At 60.6% G+C, this 3133-nt stretch carries 3 protein-coding genes and 1 pseudogene; all 4 read right to left on the minus strand.

What is annotated here, in order from left to right; all coding sequences use genetic code 11:
* Nucleotides 1-1096 (minus strand): annotated as a pseudogene (locus I5W_RS24000) (hybrid sensor histidine kinase/response regulator); the annotation flags it as partial.
* A gap of 8 nt (nt 1097-1104) precedes the next feature.
* Nucleotides 1105-1749, minus strand: coding sequence for a response regulator transcription factor (locus I5W_RS24005; RefSeq protein WP_044531136.1), 645 nt, complete (start codon nt 1747-1749; stop codon nt 1105-1107).
* Between the two features lie 35 nt (nt 1750-1784).
* Nucleotides 1785-2627, minus strand: a complete 843-nt coding sequence (locus I5W_RS24010) for an EAL domain-containing protein (RefSeq protein ID WP_044531137.1) — start codon at nt 2625-2627, stop codon at nt 1785-1787.
* An 11-nt stretch (nt 2628-2638) separates the two neighbouring features.
* Entirely contained in the window at nt 2639-3013 is a 375-nt protein-coding gene (locus I5W_RS24015) for a fimbrial biogenesis chaperone (protein WP_252717201.1), read from the minus strand.
* Nucleotides 3014-3133 lie beyond the last annotated feature (120 nt).

A 3133-nucleotide genomic window follows, 5' to 3' on the forward strand; every position in this document is an offset into this window, starting at 1 on the left:
GAACGCAGAGCAACAATCCCCACAAGGCACCGGCGGTGAAATTGCCCTGCAGACCGGCCAGCACATCGCGCCAAGTGAAGATATAGACCACCACCCATTCCGGGCCCTCGATGGTTTGGGCGATGAAGAAAGTGCCATCGTCATGGAAGTGACCGTTCAGGTCATGCGGTGCCATGTCGCGCCGCACGTGTCTCAGGATGTGCTGCATCGTTGCCGTATCGATGCGTTCATCTGGCTGGCTCAGCAGACGGGTGCTGCCCTGGCCTTCGAAGACGAACAGCCCAGGCGTCTGTTCATCTTTCAGAAAGAACTGGCGGAACTGGCTGGCCGGGACCGAGAAGACAGCGGTGGCTTCATCGCCTTTTTCGAGCGAGATGCGCACGGCCAGCCGGGTGACGGCAGCGCGCATCAGTGGCGTGCTCAAGGTCGGGCTCATCCACAGCACCCGCTGTCCGCTGCTGCCCTGTACCCGCGCAGCACGTTCGCGTTCGGCAGCAAAGGCGGTGTTGACCGGTGCGCTGATGGCATTGATGAAACGCGATACGCCCAGTTGTCGAACTTGGTCGCTTTCTTCCTCTGACAGAGGCGGCGAGACCGCCAGGAAACCGGCGTCGCTGGTATAGAGGAAACCATCCAGAGTGACGCCCGGCGCGGACGGGTTGAACATCGGCAGCGCCGAGGCCTGGCGCAGCAGGAGCAGCAGGTTGGCCAGGCGCCTGCGGTCGGTTGCCGTATCACGCCCTACCAGCAAGGAAAACGGTACCACCGTCAGGCTCTCAGGACTGCGAATGAGGGACCCGGCACCGATGATATCGGCGTAGCTGTCCAGTACCAGCGATTCCTTTTTATAGAGATGCTGGAGACGCGCGTACATCTCGGCAAACTGGATCACCCGTGCGGTGAGCCTATCGACCTCGGACTTGATCTGCTCGCGCTTGCCGGTGAAGCTGGCGATCTGGCGTTCCCGGAACTGCGAAAAGGCGCTATAGCCGAGAAACAGCATGGCACACACGATGGCCACCGACAGCAGGCTGGCGCAGCCATAGAGCAGCCGACGATAGTAGCGTTCGGAGCGGGCCAGGATCTTGTGCGGCATGGCAAGATTCAGTGGCTCAGGGTCTGGAACACGCGGCTCAACTCGACGTCATTGCTCACCCCCAGTTTCTTCATGGCGGCCACCTTTTGGTTGCTGATGGTCTTGGGGCTACGCTTGAGGCGCTCGGCGATGGCGCCAATCGACAGGCCCTGGCAGATCATGCGCGCGACCTCCAGTTCGCGCTCGGAGAGTTGTCCCAGGCCGCTCTGGCGGGTATTGACGCTATACAGGTTGCCCAAGAGCGCCGAGGACAGCGATTGCGGCAGATACACTTGGCCGTTGTGAACGCAGTAGATGGCTTGCGGCAGATTGACGAAATCGCTGCGGCTCTTGCCGATGAAACCGACCGCGCCCAGTTCCAGGGCGCTGGAGATGATGTGCGGCTGGGTGTGGGCGCTGAGGAAGATTACCTTGACTGCCGGATGATGGCGGCGCAGACGCTTGAGCAGATCGATGCCATCGGCCTGGGGATCATCATCGAAGGCATAGTCGCACAGCAGTACGTCGACCGGTGCCTGCTCCAGGCAAGCCATGAGTTGAGTAATGCTCTCGGCCGAGAAACCCAGTGTCAGATCGGAACAAGGCGCCAGGATGGCTTCGATCCCCCGCAGCACCACCGGATAATCATCTGCGATTCCGACCCGTATCGTCATCCCCTTGGTTGTCATGGCGGTCTCCCTCTTCTGGTTTAGTTTTTCGCAGCACGTGCATTGTGACCGGAGCTCAACTGGCCGGGCCGCTTCATCCGGGCAAAGAAGTCCGGTGCAGTGAGCGGCCTGGCGAAATAATATCCCTGAAATTGTCTTACCCCGATACGTAGCAGACATTTCCATTGTTCCCGGGTTTCTATTCCTTCGGCCGTGACGGTGGCATCGAATACGGCGGCCAAGGCCAGGATCTTTTCGATCAGGCGACTGTACAGGGAATTGCCGAGCAAGGCAGCAACAAACGAGCGATCGAGCTTGATGCAGTCAATGCGGCCACAGGCCAACTGGTGCAGACGGGCGTCGCCGATACCAAAATCATCGAGGGCCACCGCAAGGCCGGCACGCTCGAACTGATCGAATAATTCGCGGCACTGAGCCGGATCGAGGTCGCTACCGCGTTCAGGCATCTCGATCATCAGTTGCAATTGTTGCTCTTGCAGATCTTGCAATAGAGTCTGGCAGTGCCGCACCAGCGAGTCGCCCAATAACTGTTGGCGGCAAGTATTGAAAGATAGAAAGAAAGGTTGCTGCAGTCGCACCTGTGCCTGGCCCCATGCCACCTGTACCTGGCGCAGCATCTGCCGCGTCGCGAGCGCAAGCAGACCTTCGGCGTCCAGCCTGCCGATGAACTCGTCGGGGGCCAGTACACCGGCGCCGGGGTGTTGCCAGCGCATCAGGATCTCGGCCCCCAGCCAGGCGCCATCGGCGCCTACGATGGGTTGGAAGAAAGGCCGGAACTGACGTTGACGCAAGGCGTGCAGCAATTGTGTGCGGGACATGGGCAACGATGCGGCCTTCGGGCTAGGATGAATGAGTTCAAGCATGGAATCTTCGTTCAGAGAGGGGCGGGGAGCGCCAGCGTGATCTGGTGTTCGATGACACGTCCATCGTCGTCCAGCATCTGGTAGAGCAGGTGCGGAGCCTGCCACTGCGTGAGTCGGTCGGTCTGGGCCAATAGATAGCGCTGCTGGCCGAAGGGCGGGACCATCATGTCGGGCATGAGGCCAGGCGCAAACTGGCGAGCGCCATCGCTCAGTTGCAGGGTCGCAAACGAGACGAAGTAGGGACTGTCGTTGCGGCATACGAGCACCCATTGCCGCGCTTGCATTTCCAGGTGGAAGTGCAATGCGGTGTGCCACCGTGAATCCGGCTGCGACAATCCAGGCGGGCGGTAGAACACCTTGATCTGGGTATTGAGGCCCAGCAGCAAGCGCGCGGCCTCCTGCGGCTGGTCGGGGCGGAGCAGGGGGATTCGTAGAGATTGAGCCAGAACACGGATTCCCTGTCTGCGGGCAGGGAATCGCCGGTGTAGAGCACCCGGATCTGGCTG

This window comes from Herbaspirillum sp. B65 (assembly GCF_000333555.1).
In the GTDB taxonomy this organism is placed as follows: domain Bacteria; phylum Pseudomonadota; class Gammaproteobacteria; order Burkholderiales; family Burkholderiaceae_D; genus Herbaspirillum; species Herbaspirillum rubrisubalbicans.

Excerpts from the sequence above, each read along its gene's own strand:
- I5W_RS24010 (WP_044531137.1), bottom strand. The coding sequence starts at position 2,627 with ATGCTTGAACTCATTCATCCTAGCCCGAAGGCCGCATCGTTGCCCATG.
- I5W_RS24005 (WP_044531136.1), bottom strand. The coding sequence starts at position 1,749 with ATGACGATACGGGTCGGAATCGCAGATGATTATCCGGTGGTGCTGCGG.